The sequence below is a fragment of the Streptomyces sp. NPDC096046 genome (assembly GCF_040303285.1).
Taxonomy (GTDB): Bacteria; Actinomycetota; Actinomycetes; order Streptomycetales; family Streptomycetaceae; genus Streptomyces.
In genome coordinates this window covers 16,002-32,362 of the sequence record NZ_JBEOSZ010000044.1, presented here as the reverse complement: position 1 = coordinate 32,362, position 16,361 = coordinate 16,002, and the positions used below count along the sequence as shown (strand labels likewise).

The window sequence follows — 16,361 nt, the reverse complement described above, 5'->3', positions numbered from 1 at the left end:
CACCCGTGGGTGACGGAGCACCAAGGTCCGGCGCGGCGAACCCCACACCACCGGCCGACCGCTGCCGCTGCGGGCCGCCGTCTTCCCGATGGTCCCGCTTCCGGTACCGGCCTACCAGGTGATGCCGGGGGGCTCAGCCGGCTGCTGCGGCTGTGGCCGTATCCGCACGCTGGAACTGCACGGCCACGGACGGCGCCACGAGGTCCATGTGACCGACGGGGTGCCTGAGGCGGGCGATCCATACGTGCGCACAGGGCGTTCTTCCCCTCGGCCCAGGTGTGCAATGCTCAACGCGTGACGAGCGAGCCCGTGACGTCGGCGCAGCCCGGTGGCGCACCGGACCTGGCCGAACTGGCCAAGATCGTCGCCCGGCAGCGCGCCGAACTGGACCGGCTGCGCGACCAGGCGGCCACCTCGGCTGTCGTGGAACGCGCCAAGGGGGCGGTGATGGCGCTGACCGGCTGTACCGCCGACGCGGCGGGCGAACAGTTGCTCCAGCGGGCCAAGGCCGCCCGTCACACCCTGCTGGAGGAGTGCTGGATCACGCTGGGCGGTCTCGCTCCGGCGCCGGCCGGCCGGAGCGGGGCGCGCGAGGCCGTCGGCATCGGGGTTCCCTGTTCCGAGGCGACCGCGCTGGAGCAGTCGGCCGTGCCGGACGACGTCACCGCCGCTCTGGCCCGCCTCGGCAAGGCCCTCGTTCGGGTGATGACACCGCACGACCTCGCCCGGTGTCTGCTGGAGCATCTCGGCCCCGACATGTCGGCGGACGCGGTCCTGATCTACGCGCGCAGGCCCGACGGCGGCCTCGGACTGATCGGTCACGCGGGTGTCGACGACACCCTCGCGGCCCAGTGGGGCCAGGTGCCGCCGCTGAGCGGCATGGCCGCGCTGGACGCGCTGCGAGCGGGCGAGCCGCGCTGGCTGGAGGACTTCGCCACGGACGAGCGGCGGTACCTGCTCATCGGCGACCCTCCCGACCGGTGGCGCTCACGTGCCTGGCTTCCGGTACTCGCCGCGGGCCCGGCCGTACCCGAGGTCTGCATCGGCGTGCTGCGCGGCCGTGCCGGGGTGTTCACCGCCCGTGATCGCGCCCATCTGCGGGGCGTCGCCAGGCTGTGCGCCGGCCGGCTGCGCGCCTTCGACACCCCGCCCGAACGGAGCGCCGACGCCGCCACGGACGCGGTGCAGGCGCTGTTCGAGGCGCTGCCGGTCGCGGCGATGCTGCTCACGCCGCTGCGGGCAGCGCCGGGTGAGGTCGAGGACTTCCGGGTGCAGGCCGCGACCGGCCAGGTGGGCGATCTGCTGGGCCGGACCGGTGAGGAGCCGGCAGGGCGGCGGCTGCTGGAACTGCGGCCGGCCCTGGCCGCCGAGCCGCTGTGGCGGGGCTGCCTCCGGGTGCTGGCCACCGGGCAGGCGTACGAGGGCGAGCCGTTCGCGCACGAAGAGGTCGTGGCGGGCGTCGCCGAGTTGTCGCTGTACACGGCCCGGGCCGCGCCGCTGGGCGACGCCCTCGTCGTCTCGTGGATCCGGCACGGTCCCTCCGACCGGCAGGAGCAGCGGCTGGCGGACCTGCAGCGGCTGGGCAATCTCGGCTGGGCGAACTGGAACCTGGTCACGCAGGAGGCCTCCTGGTCGACCCAGGTGTTCTCCCTCGTCGGCCGGGATCCCGCGCACGGTCCGGTGGGCCTCTCCGAAGTGCCGGAGCTCGCGTTGCCGGAGGACACACCCGCGCTGACCCGCGCCGTCGACGAACTTCTCCACCAGGGGCGTCCGTTCGACGTGCCGTTCCGGATCCGGAACAGCGGCGGCATCCGGCATCTGCGGTTGGCGGCCGAGGCGGTGGCCGACCGGCACGGCACGCCCGTCGAGGTGCACGGCTTCGTACAGGACATGACCGCCCGGCGGCGGGCGGAGCTGGCGCTGGTCGAGAGCGAGCGGGCGATCCTGACGCAGCACGACGTGCTCCAGGCCGAGCGGACCCTGGCCACCCGGCTCCAGCACGCGCTGCTGCCGTTGGCCAACCGGCCCGTGCACCTGGCCGGGCTGCGCGTCGAGGTCGCCTATCTGCCGGCCCAGTCGGGGGTGCACCTCGGCGGTGACTGGTTCAGTGCCATCGAACTGCCCGACGGGGACGCGCTGCTGGTGGTCGGCGACGTCGCCGGGCACGGGGTCGACGCCGTGGCCACGATGGCCCAGCTCCGGTTCACCGCGAAGGGCATGATCATCACCGGCTCGTCGCTGACCGGCGCGCTCGCCCGGCTGAACACGCTGCTGCTGCACTCGCGCGACTCCCACGCCAGCGCCACGATGGTGCTGGCCCGCTACAACCCCCGCCGCGGGCGCCTGGTCTGGGCCCAGGCGGGTCATCCCCCGCCGCTGCTGCTGCGCGACGGCGAGGCGCGGTATCTGCGGCGCCCCGCCGGCACGCTGCTCGGGGCGGCCGCCACGTCGGTCTACCAGGAGGCGGAGTGCCGTCTCGACCCGGGCGACCGGCTCATCCTCTACACCGACGGCCTGGTCGAGCACCCCCCGGACAGCATCGACCGGGGTCTGGAGCAGCTCGCCGAGGCGGTGGCGGCTCCGCACGGCGACGGGCCCGGATCGCTGGGGCCGCTGCTCGCGCGGATGCTGCCGGACGAGCGGCGGGACGACGTGTGCGTGGTGGACGTCCGGGTCCCCGGGGGTCAGGACCAGTAGGGGACAGGGTTGGTAAGAGCAGGACCGGAGGAGGAGGGCCGGAGGAGGAGGGCCGGAGGAGGAGGGCCGGTAGGGCGGGCCGGTAGGGCCAGGGCCGCCTCACGAGTCCCCGCGGTGCCTCCAGTACCACCACAGGCCCACGAGCAGGGCCAGCAGGAACAGGGTGGGCAGCACCAGGCCGGGGATGCGGGAGCCGTTCATGGGCGTGGCCTTCGGTTCGCGGCGGTTCGGGCGCCTCGTTGCGTCGCCCCCGGCCCAGGGTGACGCCGGGCGGCCCCGCTGTCCGCTGTTTTACCCAGCCCTTGCCCTGCGTTCGAGGAACGGGCGGCGGCGTCAGTCGACCGGGTGACCGGGGTGGATGGTGAGGGCGTCGGAAAGGCGCAGCAACGGCCCGTCACCGTCCTCGGGTCCGCCCCACTCGACCGGGTCGAGGATGAAGCCGATGTGGTCGCCGCCGCCGACTCGCGTCACTGTGCGTCCCACGAACCAGGCCGGCGCGTCCTCCAGGACGAGGGCCCCGCCGTACGCCTCCCGCAGGCGGACATCCTGGAATTTGTCGGTCCGGTCGCCGGTCTGCCCGCCGAACAGCTCGGCGAGGCCGTGCTGTTCGCGGCCGAGCAGGTGCACGGCGAGGACTTCGGCGTTCCGGGCCACCCGGAAGGTGTGGTTGAGCTCGGACAGCCACACCGCGAACCGCACGGGCCGCAGCGAGCACTGCGAGGCGAACCCGACGAGGCAGCCCGCCCGTTCACCGCCCGCGGCGGCCGTGACCACCACCATGTCGGGGTTCAGCCGATCGATGAACTCGTCCATGCCGGCCATGGTCACACATCAGCCCGTACCCGCAGGAGTGCGGGACTCCAGCGCGGCCCGGGTGTCATCGCCGTAGACGCCGGTCTCGTCGCCGCGGATGCCGTACCAGAGCTGGAAGCGGGCGACCGCCGCGGTGAGGGTGGGGTCGTAGCGGCCGCTGGTCGAGCCGTCCCGGTAGACGTCCGGGACGCGCAGGAGGCGCTGCTGGAGTTCGGTCACCTCGGGGCCGCTCGCGCCCTCGCGCAGGGTGCCCGCGCCGTCGGGGTCCACGGCTGCCGTGGCGGGCGGTGTGGGGGTGGGGGTGGGGGTGAGGTCGGGCGTGGGGGCGGCGGCGGACCGGGGCGGGTGGGGCGCGGGCGCCGCGCCGGCGTCGTCGGGCTCGCCGCGGAGCAGGAGTGCGCCGCCGAAGCCGATCACGGCGGCGGCGAGGACGGCCACCGCGACGGCGGCGCGGCGCAGTCCGGCCCCCGGCAGTCCGGCCCTCGGCGGTGCGGCCCCCGGCGGTGCGGTGTCCGTACGCGGGCGGGTCGCGCGGGCGACGGGCGGGAGTTCCTGGGTCAGGGCCTCGGAACCGGTCGGCCGTCTCCCCGGAAGCGCTACGGACTCGTAGCCGCTGTCCTCCTGGCCGGTGTCCTCGCGGAACTCCCGCATCAGTTCCGCGAGGGCGTCGGTGCGGCGGGGCCGCAGGACGCGGATGGGTTCGAGGGCCGGGCCGTCGTGCGGCGGCCGGGGCTCGGACGGTGTCGACACGCTGCTCTCCTTCGTCCGGGCCCAGGGCTCCCGGCTTCGAGGATCGTCCTGCCGCTAGATACGCGGCTTCCGCGCCTCCGGTTCAGAGGCCGATCGGCCCGGCGAGCAGAGCACTCGGTACCTCCCCAGGAGTGCACTGAGTGCCATGAAGGGTCTTATGGGTGCTACGTTCCCGCTCATGAGCTCCGAGAAGGCCGACGCCGGCGCCGGAAAGCCGCCCATGCGGGACGCCCTGGTGGCGGCGGCCTTCCAGCTGTTTCTGGAGCGGGGGTACGAGCAGACCACCGTCGACGAGATCGTGGCCCTCGCCGGTGTCGGACGGCGCTCGTTCTTCCGCTACTTCCCCTCCAAGGAGGACGTGGTCTTCCCGGACCACGAGCGGTGCCTGGCCGACATGACGGCCTTCCTCGCCGACGGCTCCGACGACGACGAACCCGTGGGACGGGTCTGCGACGCGGCCCGGCTGGTGCTGCGGATGTACGCCGAGAACCCGACGTTCTCGGTACAGCGCTACCGCCTCACCAAGCGGGTGCCCGGGCTGCGCGCCTATGAGCTGTCGGTGGTGTGGCGCTACGAGCGGGCCCTGGCCGAGTACCTGCGCCGGCGCTTCGCCGCCCGCCGGGACGGCACCCTGCGGGCCGACGTGATCGCGGCGGCGGTGGTCGCGGCCCACAACAACGCGCTGCGCTCCTGGCTGCGCTCGGACGGACAGGGCGAGGCGAGCGCGGCGGTCGACCACGCGATGGCCTTGGTGCAATCGGCGTTCGGCGGCGGGCCGGTGCCGCCGGCCGTGGAGCGGCCGGAGGACGTGGTGGTCGTCGTGTCACGGCGCGGGGCGCCCCTGTGGCGGGTCGTGCAGGAGATCGAGACGACGCTGGGGCGGGACTGAGACCCCGCACATTGAGGGTACGGAGTGCCTTTACGAGTGGCACTGAGTGCCATACTCTGTGCTGCGTGCACGGTGGCACGGCGAACCGCGCACACGTGTGCGCGGGTGATCGCGCGCGCGGATTCCGGCCGAGTGCAGGGAGTTGACCAACGTGTACCACTCAGGAAGCGTCGCTCAGCAGGCAGCCGGCTCCGCGACGGGTCTGCTCGATTCGAGAGGCCGGAACGCGGAGGCCATCCTCTTCCAGCGCTGCACCTGGTGCGGCACCGCCATGTACCACCGGCTGCTGTGCCCGGTCTGCCGGGGCAGCGATCTGCGCACGGAGCGCGCCGAGGGCACGGGCACCGTCCGCCACTCCACGGTGGTGCACCGCAACACCCCGGCGGCACGGAATGTGTCGCAGATCGAGATGGCCGAGGGGTTCGTGGTGCGCGGCCGGGTGATGGGCCCGCCGATCGGCATCCACAGCGGGGACCGGGTGCGGCTGTCCACGGCCAAGGACCCGGTACGGGGCGAGCCGGTCTTCCAGCTGCTCGACGAGCCGTACCGGGCGTGGAGCTGAGCCTCGCTCAGCCGGTGATCAGCTCGTCGGCGCGCACCGGCCGGCCCGTCTCGAAACTCCGGTTGGCCGCCAGTCCGACCGCCAGGGCCAGCGCGCCGTCGCGTTCGGTGGCCGTCGGATGGGTGGCGGCGGCCGCGTCCGCCGGGCGGGTGGGGCCGACGGGGCCGAACAGCGCGTCGAGCATGCGCGGATCCCCGCCGCCGTGGGCCTCGTGGGCGACCGCGAGCGGCACGTCCACCGGGGGCCGCCACAGCGGGCGCAGGGTCAGGCGGGCGCCGCCCGCGTGCCCGGCCGCCGTGTCCCCGTGCACCGACCCGGGCGCCGAGGTGAGCCGGGTCCGCGGTGACTGCCAGCGGCTCTCCTCGACCTCCAGCTCCAGCCGGCCCGCGCTGCCGTTGAACATCACCCGGTAGCCCTCCCACGGGGAGTAGGCGGTCAGGTGGTACGTCATGGTCGCGCCGCGCGCGTAGCGCACGAGGACGGACATGTCGTCCTCGATGGTGACCGGCCCGTCGAAGACATTGCGGTCGCGCACATAGCCGTCCTCGTGTTCGGCGTCGAGGTAGAGGGCGCGCAGGGTGTCGTCGGCCGCGAGGTCCAGGGCGAAGGGGTCGTCGGCGGCCGGTTCCGCCCCGTGGGCGCGGTCGTAGTCCCGGCGCAGTCCGTGCCGCTCCCCCGCCTCACGGCCGTAGAAGCCGAGCCGCCCGTAGCCGAAGGCCTCCCGGGGCTCGTCGGCGAGCCACCAGTTCACCAGGTCGAAGTGGTGCGAGGACTTGTGCACCATCAGGCCGCCGCTGTGCTGCTTCTCGCGGTGCCAGCGGCGGAAGTAGTCGGCGCCGTGCCGTACGTCGAGCAGCCACTCGAAGTGAACCGACAGCACCTCGCCGACCGCGCCGTCGGCGAGCAGGGCGCGGACCTTCTCGTGTACGGGGTTGAAACGGTAGTTGAAGGCGACCGTCAGGGAGTTGCCGGTCTCGCGGACGGTGTCGAGGATGCGTGCGCAGCGCCCGGCGTCGACGGTCATCGGCTTCTCGGTGACGACCCGGCAGCCCGCCTTCAGGGCGGGGACGATGTAGCGGTCGTGCTCGGCGTCGACGGTGGTGACGACGACCTCGTCGATACCCTCCTCGGTGAGCATGCCGGTGAAGCGGCCCGGCTCCCACGGGGTGGCGGCCGGTGCGCCGGTCGAGGCCAGCAGCCGGTTGTGGAAGGCCATCCGGGTCGGGCTCGGGTCGCACAGCGCGGCCACGAGATGGCCGGGACGTTCGGCGAGCCCGCGGGTGAACAGCTGGGCCCGCTGGCCGGTGCCGACGACGGCTGCGCGCAGGACGGGAGTTCGGCTCATGGCAGGTGCCCTTTCCCGCGCACGGGGCGTCCACTCCCCCGCGGCCGTGAGCGCTTGCCGGGTGTCAGAGGGTGACGCGGATCCCCACGGTGCCGTCCACGCCCCGGCGCAGCCGGCTGCCGAGCAGGGTCAGCCGGCCCGTCAGGCCGTACTTGCGGGCGATCAGTTTCCGGTAGCGGGCGGTGGTGGCCGGGTCGCAGATCTCCGCCGTCGCGGGCACCTGGTCGCCGGTGGGCTTGCCGCGCAGGTCGCAAGGGCCCACCAGCACGTCGGCGCGGTTGCGGATCCGCTTCACCTTCCAGGACTCGGCCGACGTCCACGCCCCGAGCGCGTCCCCGTCGCGCACCACCCAGACCGGGGTGGCCACCGGCGTACCGTTCTTGCGGTAGCTGGTGATCAGCAGGTACTTGCCCGCGCCGAGTCGGTCCAGCGTCCTGTCGTCCATGGCGGGAAGTGTACGAGCGCGTCCCCGGTCTCAGCGCAGCGCCGCCGTCATTCTGCCCACCGCCTCCGTGAGCACCTCCGTCGAGGTGGCGAGGTTGAGGCGGACGTGACCGGTGCCGCCGGTGCCGAAGGGGAGGCCGGAGTTGAGGGCGACGCGGCCGCGGCGCAGGAAGACGTCGGCCGGGTCGTCGCCGAGCCCGAGGGCGCGACAGTCGAGCCAGGCCAGGTAGGTGGCGTCGCCGGGCCGGTAGCGGATCGCGGGCAGGTGCTCGGCCAGCAGGTCCGCGAGCAGCCGCCGGTTGTCGTCGAGGCCTGCCAGCAGGGCGTCCAACCAGGTGACGCCGTCGCGCAGGGCGGCGGTGTGGGCGATGACGGCGACGTGACTGGGGCCGTGTCCCACCTCCTCGGGCATCCGGTCCAGGTCGGCGGCGGCTCCGGGCCCGGCGATCGCGAGGGCGGCCTTGAGCCCGGGCAGGTTCCAGCCCTTCGAGGCCGACATCAGGGACAGGCCGCGCTCGGCGCCCGGCACGCTCAGGTACGGCACGAAACCGGTTCCGCCGATCACGAGCGGGGCGTGGATCTCGTCGGCGACGACGCGCACGCCGTACCGCTCGGCGAGCCCGGCGACGGCGGACAACTCCTCGGCGGTGTGCACGGTGCCGGTCGGGTTGTGGGGGCTGCACAGCAGGTGGGCGGCGCGTCGCCCACCCGCCACGGCCTGCCGGAAGGCCTCCTCCAGGACATCGAGGTCGATCCGCCCGTCGGCGCCGAGCGGGGCCTCGGCCACCCGCCGGTCCAGGTGCTCCACGAAGGGGTAGAACGGCGGGTACACGGGCGGGTTGACGATCACCGTGTCGCCGGGGCCGGTGACCAGTTTGAGCATCTCGACGACGCCCAGCATGACGTCGGGCACGATCGCGGCGCGCTCCACGGCGAGCCCGTGCCAGCCCCAGCGTTTCCCGGCGAAGGCGGCCAGGGCCTCCGCGTAGGCGGTGCCCGCGGGGTAGCCGGTGTCGCCGAGGTGCAGCGCGTCGGTGACGGCCCGCACGACGGGTTCCGCGAGCGGAACGTCCATCTCGGCCACCCACAGCGGCAGCACGTCCTCGGGATACGTGCGCCACTTCATGCTGGTGCGCCTGCGGAGGCGGTCCACCGGGAGGGCCTGGAGGGGATTCGGTTCACCGGACGACTCGTGCGGGATCCTGGTCATGGGCACACGATAGGGGGCTGTGCGGTGAGCGGGAATCATGCGGACCGGGAGCGGGGCGGGGCGGCGGGCGCGGTCCTGGAGATCGCGTGCGACGAGTCGGGGTCGGACGGTGAGAACCTCACCGGCGGGAACACGGACGTGTTCGCGCATGCCGGTGTCTCGCTGTCCGTGGCGTCGGCCGCGGCGACGGTGGGAGAGATCCGGGACCGGATCCGCTCACCGGCCGAGGAGTACAAGGCGAACCACCTGTTGCGGGAGAAGCACCGCGCGGTGCTGGACTGGCTGCTCGCGCCGGAGGGGCCGATCCACGGCCAGGCGCGGCTGCACCTCATGGAGAAGAGCTTCTTCGTGGTGGACCGGGCCGTCGGCCTGCTGCTGGGCGACCCGGCCGAGGCGGTCGCCCTGTTCCGCGGGGGGCGCCCGGCCTTCGGGGAGGACGGCTGGCGGGCGTTCCTGGAGGCCGCCAACCGACTGCTGCGGGTGCGGCACGACGGGGACCCGGTGGACGCCTTCTACGGCACGGTCGACGCCCTGCGCCGCGCGCATCCGCGGACGGACGCGGCGGGGATCCTGGAGCGGCTCGCCGCGACCCGGCCCCGCGCGGTGTCCTACCGGGACGGGTTGCTGTCCGGGCCGCCCCTGATCCCGCCGCTCAATCCGCTGCTCCCGGCGATCGTGCGGACGGCCGCGCTCTGGAACGGGGACGGACGGCCGCTCCGGCTGGTGCACGACCGGCAGAACATGCTGACGCCGGACCGCATCGCGTGGATCGAGGGGACGGCCCGGCGGGCCGGGATCGGCCTGGCCGGGGTGCGGCTCGTCGTCGCACGCGACGACGCGCGGGTGCAGGTCGCGGACTTCCTCGCCGGAATCGCCCGCAAGATCGCCTCCGACGAGCTGAACGGCCGCGGCGACCCGGCGCTCACCGCCTTGCTGCGGCCCTATGTCGATCCGGACTCGGTGTGGGGAGACGCGCGCAGCGGGGCCCTGCTCGCGGCCCCGGCGGCCGGGTGAGGCCGAAGAGATCACCGGGGCGCTGAACGCGGCGCGGCTCCGCCCCGTATGGGTGAGGGGCACTCAACTCAAGGAGGGCTCCGCGGTGTTCGCACCGTGATGTTCGGGTTCGGGAGCCATGCATGAGGCACGCACGACGACGGGTCGTCCGGCGAGTGACACGGCTGGCGGCCGTCGGCGGACTCCTCCTCGGAGGAGCGATGGTCACCACCGCCGTGGCGAGCGAGCCCCCGGCCCCGTCCATCGGCGTCCCGTTCACCGCGCCGCCGGCGACCGGTGAGGGCACCGACCTGATGTCCCGGCTCGGGAACTCCCGCACGGCCGGCAGCTGGGTGGACTCGGCGGGACGGCCGGTCGTCGCGGTCACCGACGAGAAGGCGGCCGCCGAGGTGCAGCGCGCCGGCGCGCGGGCCAAGATGGTCGGCCACAGCATGAGCGACCTCAAGTCCGCCACGGCGGCCTTGCGTTCGGCCCCCAGGGTCTCCGGAACCTCGTGGGCCCTGGACTACAAGAGCAATCAGGTGGTGGTGCGGGGCGACAGCACCGTCTCCGCCTCCGACTGGTCCCGGATGACCGAGGTCGCCGAGGGCATCGGCTCCTTCGTGCGCATGGAGCGCACCGAGGGCACGTTCACGACGCGGATCAACGGCGCGCAACCCATCCTGTCGACCGCCGGGCGCTGTTCGGCGGGGTTCAACGTGACCGACGGGACGAGCGACTTCATCCTCACGGCCGGGCACTGCGGGCCCGACGGGTCCGTCTGGTTCGCCGACGACGGCGGCCGGAGCCAGGTCGGCACGTCACTCAAGGGCAGCTTTCCCGGCGACGACTACTCCCTGGTGAAGTACGACGGCGGCCGCGCGGGCAAGGGCGCGGACATCGTGGCGGTCGGTGACGGCAAGGGTGTGCGGATCACGGGCGTCGCCGACGCGGAGGTCGGGCAGAAGATCTTCCGCAGCGGCAGCACCAGTGGACTGCGCGAGGGAGAGGTGACCGCGCTCAACGCGACGGTCAACTACCCCGAGGGCACCGTCACGGGGCTCATCGAGACGAACGTGTGCGCCGAACCGGGCGACAGCGGAGGTCCGATGTTCGCCGACGGCGTCGCGCTCGGCGTGACGTCGGGCGGCAGCGGCGACTGCAGGGCGGGCGGCACGACGTTCTTCCAGCCGGTGACCAAGGCGCTGACCGAGCTGGGAGTCAAGCTGATCGTGGCCCAGTCGGAAGGTGGCACGGGCGCCGCACCGGCACCGTCGGCCTCACCGGGTGCCGCCTCCCCGGGCTCGACGGCGCCGATCACGGGCACCGACGTGTCGACGCTGCTGAGCCGCCTCACCGACCCGCGCAATGTAGGACCCGGGATGCTCGTCATCGCGGGCAGCCTCGTCGCCCTGGTGGCGACCCGGTGGATCCGCGCGGAGCAGGACCGCAAGGCGTACCGGCAGCACTACTCGGCCACTTGGGGATGAACGTTCGGCGGCCCGCGACGGCCGGTTGCTTCCCTCGGCCCGGGGTGAGCAGGACGGTCGCGACGCCCGCCCCCAGCAGCCCCGCCGCCTGACGGCGGCCGGTCCGGAGGAGGGCGGCGGCGCGGGCGAGCAGCAGCCCGCCGAGCTGACCGAGGAAGGTGACGGCGGTGTGAGGGACGCGGCGGGACAGGAGACCGCCGGTGAAGATGCCGTAGACGACGGCCGAGGAAAGTGCGAGAAGGGCACCCACGGATCAGGGGTGCCCTTCGACGAGGGTCCGATGCGGGCCGGGACGAGGTCGGGCCGCGGTCTCCTACTGCGGGGCCGCGGAGGCCCACTCCAGGACGAGCCGCTGGTACTCCTCGCGCTGCTCGACGCTCAGCGTCCCGCCCGACCGGCGCCACAGCGCACGGATCTCCTCGTTGACCTCGTCAGCCGATCGCTCGGATGATGTTTCAACGGTGGTGGACATGCTGTGAAGCATACGGCGCGGGACGTGAAGGCGATGTGAGCCATCGTGAACCAATGGGGCATTTCGGACAGTGTTACTGATCACGTCCATCTCCCGGTAAACGTGAGCCTGTTCACATCCGCCACCTGCGGGTACCTTTCGCCGCCGAGCCCGTTCACCGTCGTTCAGGCTTCGGCCGATCCGAGCACCAGCACCTTGATGGCCAACACGGCGGCACCACGGGCCCGGTCGTGGAAGTCCGACGCCTTCGTCTCCAGGTCGACCGGGGCGGCCAGCGGATGCCGGTGCTCGCGGACCGTCTCCTCGACCGTCGCGCGGGCCACGTCCATCAGCCCCACCCCCTCCCCCGCGAGCAGGATCCTCTGCGGCATCACGAAGTCGGAGATCTGCGCGACGAGCGTGCCCAGGGCCCGCGCGGCCTCCTCGACGACCCGGGCGGACATCGGGTCCCCGGCCGCGGCCAGGGCGAGGATCTCCTCGTAGGCCCGGTCGCCGCCGGTGGCGGCCCGGATCTGGTAGCGGATGCTGGGGATGGTCAGCAGCGACACGGCGCTGCCCCGCCTGCCGTCCGGGGTGAGCGGCCCGTGGGGATCCACGATCCAGTGCCGGCCGGACATGACGGCGCTGATGTCGCCCGTGATGGAGGACATCTGCGGCAACGGTAAGCCCGTGAGCAGCCTCGACCAGACCAATGAACAGATCAACCTGATCCTCTCCCAACCCAAGCTCACCCCTGCCTTCTGACGATCCGTCACTCCAGAGCATCGCGCCGGAGTTGCGGGCCGCCTTCACCTCCGGGTCGGCTCCCGTGCACGACCGGGCGCGGCTGCCGCGGGAGTTCGACCACCTCCACAACGGCCACGAGGGCAGCCACCACTTCCTGGTGGACGACTGCGTCACCCGCCGTCAACGACCGCACACTGCCGTCGGTGAACGCCTGGGTGGCCGCCCGCTACACCCTGCCGGGCATCATCGCGCACGAGTCGGCGCAGCGGGGCGGGGTCAGGCTGGAGATCCCGGACTTCGGGGACGCCCCGCGGTAGGGGACGTCGGTGCGGGCCGGGTGCCCGGTATCAGGTGCCCGGCTTGCGGCCGTAGACGAAGACGTCGTCGCCCTTCTTCAGCATCGACCAGTACTTCTTGGCGTCGGTCTTGGTCATGTTGACGCAGCCGCGGGAGCCCGGCGGGTTCCACATGCTGACGTTCGCCTGGTGGAAGGCCTGGCCGCCGTCGAAGAACTGGGCGTAGGGCATCGGCACGTCGTAGAGGGACGAGACGTGGTCGATGTTGCGCCAGTAGATCTTCTTCAGGCCGGTGCGCGTCTCGTCGCCGTTGCGACCGGTGCGCACCGGGACCGGGCCGTAGACGAGCTTCTCGCCGTCCTGGATCCAGCTCAGCTGGAGCGTCAGGTTCACACAGGCGATCCGGCCCTTGTTCACCGGGCACTTGCCGTCCTTGCCGGGGTTCTTCCCGACGGCCTTCTGCTTCTGCATCAGGTCCATCACACCCCAGGTGATGGAACCGGCGTAGCCGATGTTCGGGGAGATGCCGTGCTTGGTCTGGAAGGCCTTGATGGCCTTGCAGTCGGCGGCGGACTGCTTGCCGTCGACCGGACGGCCGAGGAACTTCTCCACCTTCTTCTGGTGCGGGCCGGTCTGCGTGGTGCAGCTCGCGGCGGCGGCCGGCGTGGCGCCGAGCACGAGCGTGAGCGGTGCCACCAGTCCGGTGATTCCCAGTGCGACGGCACTCCGTCTGCGTACGTCCCCCATGGCTGGCCATGCCCTTTCGCGGAAGTGAGTGTGCGATGTCTGCCAGCTAGACGGGCGGAGTCGGACTCCGGTTGTACTGTCGGCCGCGCTGCGACGGAACAGTGACATACCCCACCGGTACGAGGTGGGGCATATCTCTGCAGAGCGGTTGATTACGTCGGTCGAGTCCTCGGCGTCAGCGGTAGCCGGCCGTGTCCGCCGGCTTGCCCGCGTCCTGGACCTCCACCACGTAGCGCCAGGCGTCCGGGCGGCTGCCGTCGAGGTCGGTGAAGCCGTACTCCCGGGCGAGTCCGCCACTGGAGAGGGACCGGCCGTTCCAGCGCGCCACGTCGGCGTCGGCGGCCAGTGCGGCCACGGCCCGGCCCACGTAGTGCGGGGTCTCGGAGATGGCGAAGTGGGGGACGCGCTCCAGGGCGTCGCGCCAGTTCTCCTCCCGCACGCCGTAGGTGTCCAGCATCAGTTCCGAGCGCAGCCAGCCGGGGGTGAGGGCGACGGCTGTGGCACCGCGCGGGCCGAGTTCGCGGCCGAGGGCGAAGGCCATGCGCAGGACGGAGGTCTTGGCGAGGTCGTAGAAGAAGTTCACCCGGTAGTTCTCGCCGTTGTAGTCGGCGGTGCCGTCGGTGACCTCGACGACCAGGCCGCCGGGGTTGCGCAGCAGCAGGGGCAGGGCGTGGTGGCTGGTGATGGCGTGCGTCTCGACGGCGAGTCTGAGCAGGCGCAGGCCGTTGTCGAGGTCGTGCTCCCAGAGCGGGCTCTCCCACTCGAAGAGCTTCTCGGCGCCCCAGATGTCGTTGACGAGGACGTCGAGGCGGCCCTGCTCGGCCGCGATCCGGTCCACCAGGGCCCGGACCTGCGCCGGGTCGAGGTGGTCGGCGGGGACCGCGATGCCCCGGCCGCCGGCGGCGGTGACCAGGTCGGCGGTGTCCTCGATGGTCTCGGGGCGGTCGTACTCCGAGCGGCGGGCCCGGGTACTGCGGCCGGTGACGTAGACCGTGGCGCCGGCCGCGCCGAGTTCGACGGCGATTCCCCGTCCGGCGCCCCGGGTCGCACCGGCGACGAGTGCGACCTTGCCCTGCAACGGAGCTGACATGTCCGACCTCCCTTGAGCTGACTGCTTGCCGCCTTCAGCGTGACGGGTAAACCGGACATCTTCTGTCGCCTTTCACCGGCGACACGCGATCAGTGACCCCGGGCGATCCATTCCTCCAGTTGCGGGGCCTCGGCGCCGATGGTGGTGGACTCGCCGTGTCCGGTGCGGACCGTCGTCCCGGGCGGCAGCGTCAGCAGCCGGTCGCGGATCGAGTCGATGATCGTCGGGAAGTGCGAGAAGGAACGGCCGGTGGCACCGGGGCCACCTTGGAAGAGGGTGTCGCCGGTGAAGACGGTGCCCAGCCCCGGGTCGTAGAGGCAGACCGCGCCGGGCGCGTGTCCCGGGGTGTGCATCACCCGCAGGTCGGCGCCACCGGCCTCGATCACCTGGCCGTCGGCCAGCCAGGCGTCGGGTTCGCGGTCCGGGTGGGTCTGCTTCCACAGCGGCAGGTCGTCGTGGTGGAGCCAGATGGCGGCACCGGTGCGCTCGGCGAGGGCGGGGGCGGCGTCGATGTGGTCGTTGTGGGCGTGCGTGCACACGATGGCCGTGAGCCGGCGGTCCCCGACGGCCTCGGCGATGGCGTCGGCGTCGTGGGCGGCGTCGATGACGATCACCTCGTGGTCGTCGCCGACGATCCACACGTTGTTGTCGACGTCCCAGGTGCCGCCGTCGAGGCTGAACTGCCCGGAGGTGACGAGATGCTGGATGCGCGTGGTCATCACAGCACCACCACCGAGCGCAGCACGTCGCCCTGGTGCATCCGCTCGAACGCCTTCTCCACCTCGTCGAGCTGGATCGTCTCGGTGACGAACGCGCCGAGGTCCAGGCGCCCCTGCAGATGCAGGTCGATCAGCATCGGGAAGTCACGGGAGGGCAGACAGTCGCCGTACCAGCTCGACTTCAGTGCTCCGCCGCGGCCGAAGACGTCGAGCAGGGGCAGTTCGAGTTTCATCTCGGGCGTGGGGACGCCGACGAGGACGACCGTGCCGGCGAGGTCGCGGGCGTAGAAGGCCTGTTTGTACGTCTCCGGGCGGCCGACGGCCTCGATGACGACGTCGGCGCCGAAGCCGCCGGTGAGCTCGCGGATCGCCTCGACCGGGTCGGTCTCGCGCGAGTTGACGGTGTGGGTGGCGCCCATGGAGCGGGCGGTCTCCAGCTTGCGGTCGTCGATGTCGACGGCGATGATCGTCGCCGCTCCGGCCAGGTGCGATCCGGCGACGGCCGCGTCGCCGACGCCGCCGCAGCCGATGACGGCGACCGAGTCGCCCCGGCCGACGTTCCCGGTGTTGATCGCGGCACCGATGCCGGCCATCACGCCGCAGCCCAGCAGCCCGGCCACCTGCGGGGCGACGCCCGGGTCGACCTTGGTGCACTGCCCGGCGGCGACCAGGGTCTTCTCGGCGAAGGCGCCGATGCCGAGGGCCGGGGACAGTTCCTGGCCGGTCGAGGCGAGGGTCATCTTCCGTTCGGCGTTGTGGGTGTCGAAGCAGTACCAGGGCCGCCCGCGCAGACAGGCCCGGCACTTCCCGCACACGGCACGCCAGTTGAGGATCACGAAGTCGCCGGGCTCGACATCGGTGACGCCGGCGCCGACCGTCTCGACCACACCCGCGGCCTCGTGGCCGAGCAGGAACGGGAAGTCGTCGTTGATGCCGCCCTGCTTGTAGTGCAGGTCGGTGTGGCACACCCCGCAGGCCTGCACCCGCACCACGGCCTCGCCGGGGCCCGGATCGGGCACCACGACCGTCTCGATCCGCACCGGCTCGTCCTTGCCGGGTGCGATCACGCCGCGTACTTCCTGGGCCATGGTGCTGACTCCTTCGTCGGCCGGGTTCGT

The 16,361-nt window shown here is 72.6% G+C and carries 15 protein-coding genes and 2 pseudogenes; 6 read left to right on the top strand and 11 right to left on the bottom strand.

Going from position 1 to position 16,361, the window contains the following annotated elements; genetic code table 11:
• Positions 1–294 precede the first annotated feature (294 nt).
• Positions 295–2,697, top strand: coding sequence for a SpoIIE family protein phosphatase (locus ABTX62_RS29495; protein ID WP_352119025.1), 2,403 nt, complete (start codon positions 295–297; stop codon positions 2,695–2,697).
• Positions 2,698–3,030: 333 nt separating this feature from the next.
• Here ABTX62_RS29495 and ABTX62_RS29490 read toward each other — a convergent pair whose 3' ends face one another.
• Positions 3,031–3,519 (bottom strand): flavin reductase family protein, encoded by a 489-nt coding sequence (locus tag ABTX62_RS29490; protein WP_352119024.1) that lies wholly within the window; start codon positions 3,517–3,519, stop codon positions 3,031–3,033.
• A gap of 9 nt (positions 3,520–3,528) precedes the next feature.
• Positions 3,529–4,260, bottom strand: coding sequence for a peptidoglycan-binding domain-containing protein (locus ABTX62_RS29485; protein ID WP_352119023.1), 732 nt, complete (start codon positions 4,258–4,260; stop codon positions 3,529–3,531).
• A 220-nt stretch (positions 4,261–4,480) separates the two neighbouring features.
• Between ABTX62_RS29485 and ABTX62_RS29480 the strand changes: the two genes are divergently transcribed.
• Both ABTX62_RS29480 and ABTX62_RS29475 read left to right on the top strand, forming a co-directional pair.
• On the top strand, positions 4,481–5,149 hold the full coding sequence (locus tag ABTX62_RS29480) for a TetR family transcriptional regulator (protein WP_352119054.1): 669 nt from the start codon (positions 4,481–4,483) through the stop codon (positions 5,147–5,149).
• Positions 5,150–5,300: 151 nt separating this feature from the next.
• Positions 5,301–5,711: a Zn-ribbon domain-containing OB-fold protein gene (locus ABTX62_RS29475; RefSeq protein WP_352119022.1), complete on the top strand. Its 411-nt coding sequence runs from the start codon at positions 5,301–5,303 to the stop codon at positions 5,709–5,711.
• 7 nt (positions 5,712–5,718) lie between these two features.
• Here the strand turns inward: ABTX62_RS29475 and ABTX62_RS29470 are convergent, their stop codons facing one another.
• The 3 genes from ABTX62_RS29470 to ABTX62_RS29460 all read right to left on the bottom strand — a co-directional run bounded on the left by ABTX62_RS29470 (position 5,719) and on the right by ABTX62_RS29460 (position 8,710).
• Positions 5,719–7,056, bottom strand: coding sequence for a Gfo/Idh/MocA family protein (locus ABTX62_RS29470; protein ID WP_352119021.1), 1,338 nt, complete (start codon positions 7,054–7,056; stop codon positions 5,719–5,721).
• Positions 7,057–7,120: 64 nt separating this feature from the next.
• A complete protein-coding gene (locus ABTX62_RS29465; protein ID WP_352119020.1) occupies positions 7,121–7,501 on the bottom strand; it encodes a PPOX class F420-dependent oxidoreductase in 381 nt (126 codons plus the stop codon).
• Positions 7,502–7,531: 30 nt separating this feature from the next.
• A complete protein-coding gene (locus ABTX62_RS29460) occupies positions 7,532–8,710 on the bottom strand; it encodes a MalY/PatB family protein (protein WP_352119019.1) in 1,179 nt (392 codons plus the stop codon).
• 24 nt (positions 8,711–8,734) lie between these two features.
• Between ABTX62_RS29460 and ABTX62_RS29455 the strand changes: the two genes are divergently transcribed.
• Together ABTX62_RS29455 and ABTX62_RS29450 are read left to right on the top strand one after the other, a co-directional pair.
• On the top strand, positions 8,735–9,724 hold the full coding sequence (locus tag ABTX62_RS29455; RefSeq protein WP_352119018.1) for a hypothetical protein: 990 nt from the start codon (positions 8,735–8,737) through the stop codon (positions 9,722–9,724).
• A gap of 122 nt (positions 9,725–9,846) precedes the next feature.
• The gene (locus ABTX62_RS29450; RefSeq protein ID WP_352119017.1) at positions 9,847–11,193 is read left to right on the top strand and encodes a S1 family peptidase; all 1,347 of its coding nucleotides are present in this window, start codon (positions 9,847–9,849) and stop codon (positions 11,191–11,193) included.
• 313 nt (positions 11,194–11,506) lie between these two features.
• Here the strand turns inward: ABTX62_RS29450 and ABTX62_RS29445 are convergent, their stop codons facing one another.
• Together ABTX62_RS29445 and ABTX62_RS29440 are read right to left on the bottom strand one after the other, a co-directional pair.
• Positions 11,507–11,665: a hypothetical protein gene (locus tag ABTX62_RS29445; RefSeq protein WP_180989589.1), complete on the bottom strand. Its 159-nt coding sequence runs from the start codon at positions 11,663–11,665 to the stop codon at positions 11,507–11,509.
• A 164-nt stretch (positions 11,666–11,829) separates the two neighbouring features.
• Positions 11,830–12,276 (bottom strand): annotated as a pseudogene (locus ABTX62_RS29440) (ROK family protein); the annotation flags it as partial.
• Positions 12,277–12,404: 128 nt separating this feature from the next.
• Here ABTX62_RS29440 and ABTX62_RS29435 point away from each other — a divergent pair.
• Positions 12,405–12,708 (top strand): annotated as a pseudogene (locus tag ABTX62_RS29435) (gfo/Idh/MocA family oxidoreductase); the annotation flags it as partial.
• Between the two features lie 30 nt (positions 12,709–12,738).
• Here the strand turns inward: ABTX62_RS29435 and ABTX62_RS29430 are convergent.
• The 4 genes from ABTX62_RS29430 to ABTX62_RS29415 all read right to left on the bottom strand — a co-directional run bounded on the left by ABTX62_RS29430 (position 12,739) and on the right by ABTX62_RS29415 (position 16,331).
• Entirely contained in the window at positions 12,739–13,434 is a 696-nt protein-coding gene (locus tag ABTX62_RS29430; RefSeq protein ID WP_352119016.1) for a L,D-transpeptidase family protein, read from the bottom strand.
• 175 nt (positions 13,435–13,609) lie between these two features.
• Positions 13,610–14,524 carry an SDR family oxidoreductase gene (locus ABTX62_RS29425; RefSeq protein ID WP_352119015.1) on the bottom strand — a complete coding sequence of 305 codons (915 nt, stop codon included), beginning with the start codon at positions 14,522–14,524 and terminating at the stop codon, positions 13,610–13,612.
• Between the two features lie 89 nt (positions 14,525–14,613).
• On the bottom strand, positions 14,614–15,243 hold the full coding sequence (locus ABTX62_RS29420; protein WP_352119014.1) for an MBL fold metallo-hydrolase: 630 nt from the start codon (positions 15,241–15,243) through the stop codon (positions 14,614–14,616).
• The gene (locus tag ABTX62_RS29415; protein ID WP_352119013.1) at positions 15,243–16,331 is read right to left on the bottom strand and encodes an S-(hydroxymethyl)mycothiol dehydrogenase; all 1,089 of its coding nucleotides are present in this window, start codon (positions 16,329–16,331) and stop codon (positions 15,243–15,245) included. The genes ABTX62_RS29420 and ABTX62_RS29415 overlap by 1 nt, the downstream gene beginning before the upstream one ends.
• Positions 16,332–16,361: the final 30 nt, after the last annotated feature.

Bases quoted from the DNA above. Each gene is read 5' to 3' on its own strand.
- ABTX62_RS29470 (WP_352119021.1), bottom strand. From the start codon at position 7,056: ATGAGCCGAACTCCCGTCCTGCGCGCAGCCGTCGTCGGCACCGGCCAG.
- ABTX62_RS29480 (WP_352119054.1), top strand. From the start codon at position 4,481: ATGCGGGACGCCCTGGTGGCGGCGGCCTTCCAGCTGTTTCTGGAGCGG.
- ABTX62_RS29465 (WP_352119020.1), bottom strand. From the start codon at position 7,501: ATGGACGACAGGACGCTGGACCGACTCGGCGCGGGCAAGTACCTGCTG.
- ABTX62_RS29490 (WP_352119024.1), bottom strand. From the start codon at position 3,519: ATGGCCGGCATGGACGAGTTCATCGATCGGCTGAACCCCGACATGGTG.
- ABTX62_RS29425 (WP_352119015.1), bottom strand. From the start codon at position 14,524: ATGTCAGCTCCGTTGCAGGGCAAGGTCGCACTCGTCGCCGGTGCGACC.
- ABTX62_RS29415 (WP_352119013.1), bottom strand. From the start codon at position 16,331: ATGGCCCAGGAAGTACGCGGCGTGATCGCACCCGGCAAGGACGAGCCG.
- ABTX62_RS29450 (WP_352119017.1), top strand. From the start codon at position 9,847: ATGAGGCACGCACGACGACGGGTCGTCCGGCGAGTGACACGGCTGGCG.
- ABTX62_RS29445 (WP_180989589.1), bottom strand. From the start codon at position 11,665: ATGTCCACCACCGTTGAAACATCATCCGAGCGATCGGCTGACGAGGTC.
- ABTX62_RS29420 (WP_352119014.1), bottom strand. From the start codon at position 15,243: ATGACCACGCGCATCCAGCATCTCGTCACCTCCGGGCAGTTCAGCCTC.
- ABTX62_RS29460 (WP_352119019.1), bottom strand. From the start codon at position 8,710: ATGACCAGGATCCCGCACGAGTCGTCCGGTGAACCGAATCCCCTCCAG.
- ABTX62_RS29430 (WP_352119016.1), bottom strand. From the start codon at position 13,434: ATGGGGGACGTACGCAGACGGAGTGCCGTCGCACTGGGAATCACCGGA.